This window comes from Nocardioides sp. (genome assembly GCF_036374615.1).
In the GTDB taxonomy this organism is placed as follows: domain Bacteria; phylum Actinomycetota; class Actinomycetes; order Propionibacteriales; family Nocardioidaceae; genus Nocardioides.
The window spans coordinates 1-3,567 of sequence record NZ_DASUTK010000173.1; the positions used below are offsets into that span (position 1 = coordinate 1).

A 3,567-nucleotide genomic window follows, 5' to 3' on the forward strand; every position below is an offset into this window, starting at 1 on the left:
GTCGGCGGTCTCGCCCTTGAAGTACTCCGGGATGTAGTCGAACATGAACCGCTTGCCCTCGGAGTTGCGCAGCACACCACCATCGCCTCGCACCGACTCGGTGACCAGCAGCCCCTTCACCGACGGCGGCCAGACCATGCCGGTCGGGTGGAACTGCACGAACTCCATGTTGATCAACGAGGCGCCCGCACGGAGCGCCAGGGCATGTCCGTCGCCGGTGTACTCCCAGGAGTTCGACGTCACCTTGAACGACTTGCCGATGCCGCCGGTGGCGAGGATGACCGCCGGCGCATCGATCGTCACGAACCGGCCGGTCTCGCGCCAGTAGCCGAAGACGCCGGCGATCTCGCCACCATCGCCCTTGAGCAGCTCGGTGACCGTGCACTCCATGAACACGTCGATCCCGACCTGGACCGCGCGCTGCTGGAGGGTTCGGATCATCTCGAGGCCGGTCCGGTCGCCCACGTGGGCGAGCCGGGCGTACCGGTGTCCGCCGAAGTCGCGCTGGCTGATCAGCCCGTCCTCGGTGCGGTCGAACAGCGCACCCCAGTCCTCGAGCTCCAGGACTCGCTCCGGCGCCTCCTGCGCGTGGAGCTGGGCCATCCGCCAGTGGTTGAGCATCTTCCCGCCGCGCATCGTGTCGCGGAAGTGGACCTCCCAGTTGTCCTCCGGCCAGCGGTTGCCCATGGCGGCGGCGATGCCACCCTCCGCCATCACGGTGTGGGCCTTGCCGAGCAGGGACTTGCAGACGATGGCGGTGTTGGCGCCCGCCTCGTGGGCCGCGATCGCGGCGCGCAGACCGGCCCCGCCGGCTCCGACGACCACCACGTCGTACTGGTGGCGCTCGCTGCCGCCCTCGGAGTAGTAGGACATCGCGTTGCCGGTCATCGGGTGCCGGCTGGTGTCCGGACCACCGGTGTGATGTTCGGATGAAGTCATTCAAGGCCTTCCCGGGGTCCCCGCGGCGTTGTGAGCGGGGAGCGAAGCGGAGGAGCGATCAACGTCGTGGGGTGGTTCAGAAAAACCTCAGGTCTTCGATCCGGCCCGTGGCGAGCAGGTAGATGTAGAGGTCTACCAGTGCCACCGAGAACAGCGAGACCCAGGCATAGCGAGCGTGCTTGACGTTGAGCCTGGAGACCCACGTCCACAGCTTGTAGCGCACCGGGTGCTTGCTGAAGTGCCGGAGCCGGCCGCCCACCGCGTGCCGGCAGGAGTGGCAGGACAGGGTGTAGAGCCAGATGTAGATGACGTTGACGAGCATCAGCAGGGTGCCGAGACCCATGTGACCCCACTCGTGGTCGGCGTTGCGGAACGCCAGCACGACGTCGAACGTCAGCACGCACCCGACCAGGACCGCGGCGTACCAGAAGTAGCGGTGCAGGTTGTTGAGGATCAGCGGCAGCCGCGACTCGCCCGAGTAGTAGAGGTGGGGCTCGGCCACACCGCACGCCGGCGGGCTCAGCCAGAACGCCCGGTAGTACGCCTTGCGGTAGTAGTAGCAGGTCATCCGGAAGCCGAGCGGGAAGATCAGGATGATCAGCGCCGCCGAGAACGGGAACCACGCGAACGGCTGGCCGAAGTCGGAGGCGCCCTCGACACAGTCGCCGAGGCACGGGGAGTAGAACGGCGAGAGGTACGGCGACGCGTAGTAGTGCGCCCCTGAGAACGCCCGCCAGGTGGCGTACACGACGAATGCGCTGAACACGACGAACGTCGTCAGCGGAGCCAGCCACCACCGGTCCGTGCGCAGGGTCCGTTCCTCGATCCGGGCCCGGCTGGGTCCGGCGACCCCTACGTCCGACGACGGCATCTGCACCTCCAGTTGGCTACGGACACAGGCTGGCTACGCACAACGGGCCCGAGTCTCTACAAAACGCCCACCGAGGGGAAGGGGACGCGCCCGCAGCGCGGACGCTACGTGCCCGGGAGTAGGGTCCGGTGTGACGTGGAACACGTCTCGGGCGCATGTCTTCGAGGGGGGTCATGTCCAGAGCGACGATTCTCGTCACCGACGACGACCCGTTGGTTGCCGACGCCATCGCGCGTGACCTCCGCTCCCACTACAGCGCGGAGTACCGGATCGTCCGCACCACGTCCGGCGCGGAGGCGCTCGATGTTCTCGCACGGCTCGCGCTGCGCGACCAGCCCGTGGCGCTGATCCTCACCGACCAGCGGATGCCGGGGATGACCGGCGTCGAGATGCTCACCCGTGCCCGGGAGCACGCCCCCGACGCGAAGCTGCTGCTGCTCACGGCGTACGCCGACACCGACGCGGCGATCACCGCGATCAACGACATCGGGCTCGACTACTACCTGCTCAAGCCGTGGGACCCGCCCGAGGAGCGTCTCTACCCGGTCGTCGACGACCTGCTCGAGGCGTGGCAGCGAGACCACCCGCAACGCGACGCGACCCTCCGGGTCGTCGGCCACCGCTGGTCGGATCGCACCTACGAGGTGAAGACCTTCCTCGCGCGCAACCACGTGCCGTACCTCTGGTTCGACGTCGAGCTCGACGCAGGCGAGCGGCTGGCGGGCATTGCCGACGCCGGGCCGGACGACCTGCCGCTGGTGCTCCTGCCCGAGGCGGACGCCCTCCGCTCGCCGACCACCCTCGAGCTCGCCGAGGCGCTGGGCCTGCGCACCCGGGCCGAGCAGCCGCTCTACGACCTGTGCATCGTGGGGGCCGGTCCGGCCGGGCTGGCAGCGGCGGTGTACGGCGCGAGCGAGGGGCTGCGCACCGTGGTCGTCGAGCGGGAAGCGCCAGGCGGACAGGCCGGTCAGAGCGCCGCCATCGAGAACTACCTCGGCTTCCCGCGCGGCGTGAGCGGTTCGGACCTCGCACAGCGAGCGATCGCCCAGGTCGGCCGCTTCGGGGCCGAGATGCTGGTCGCCCGCGAGGTCGTGGGGCTGGAGGCCCGGGGCCCGGTGCGGGCGTTGCTCCTGGCCGGCGGCGCGGAGATCGAGGCTCGATCCGTGGTGGTGGCCTCAGGCGTCTCGTACCGCCGGCTCCCCGCACCCGGCGTCGACGACCTCGCCGGTCGCGGCGTCTTCTACGGCGCGAGCGCGAGCGACGCCGTCCAGCTGGCCGGGGAGGACGTGTACGTCGTCGGCGCCGCCAACTCCGCGGGCCAGGCTGCACTGAACTTCTCACGCCACGCGAAGCGCGTGGTGATGCTCATCCGCGGCGCGTCCCTCGAGGCCAGCATGTCGCGCTACCTGATCGAGCGGATCGAGGCGACCCAGAACGTCGAGGTCCGGTGCGAGACTGAGGTGATGTCAGCGAGCGGCCGCGATCACCTGGAGTGCCTGACGCTCAGGACGCGGGGCGCCGAGCCCGAGACGGTGACGACCGGCTGGTTGTTCGTCTTCATCGGCGCCGCCCCGCGCACCGGCTGGCTCGGTCAGGACGTCGTGCGCAACGAGCACGACTTCGTGGTCACCGGGCCCGAGCTGTTGCGGCTCCCGGCCGTCCGCTGGCCGTTGGAGCGACCGCCGTACGGGCTCGAGTCGAGCGTGCCCGGCGTCTTCGTCGCCGGCGACGTCCGGCAGGACTCGATGAAGCGGGTC

The 3,567-nt window shown here is 69.6% G+C and carries 3 protein-coding genes; 1 reads left to right on the top strand and 2 read right to left on the bottom strand.

Annotated elements, in window-relative coordinates; all coding sequences use genetic code 11:
- Together VFZ39_RS13575 and VFZ39_RS13580 are read right to left on the bottom strand one after the other, a co-directional pair.
- Window positions 1-888: FAD-dependent oxidoreductase (locus VFZ39_RS13575; RefSeq protein ID WP_330866306.1), on the bottom strand; the 888-nt coding region annotated here is incomplete at its 3' end.
- Window positions 889-1,015: 127 nt separating this feature from the next.
- Window positions 1,016-1,810 carry a hypothetical protein gene (locus VFZ39_RS13580; RefSeq protein ID WP_330866307.1) on the bottom strand — a complete coding sequence of 265 codons (795 nt, stop codon included), beginning with the start codon at window positions 1,808-1,810 and terminating at the stop codon, window positions 1,016-1,018.
- A gap of 173 nt (window positions 1,811-1,983) precedes the next feature.
- Between VFZ39_RS13580 and VFZ39_RS13585 the strand changes: the two genes are divergently transcribed.
- Window positions 1,984-3,567, top strand: a 1,584-nt coding sequence (locus VFZ39_RS13585) for an FAD-dependent oxidoreductase (protein ID WP_330866308.1), incomplete at its 3' end; no start/stop codon positions are given.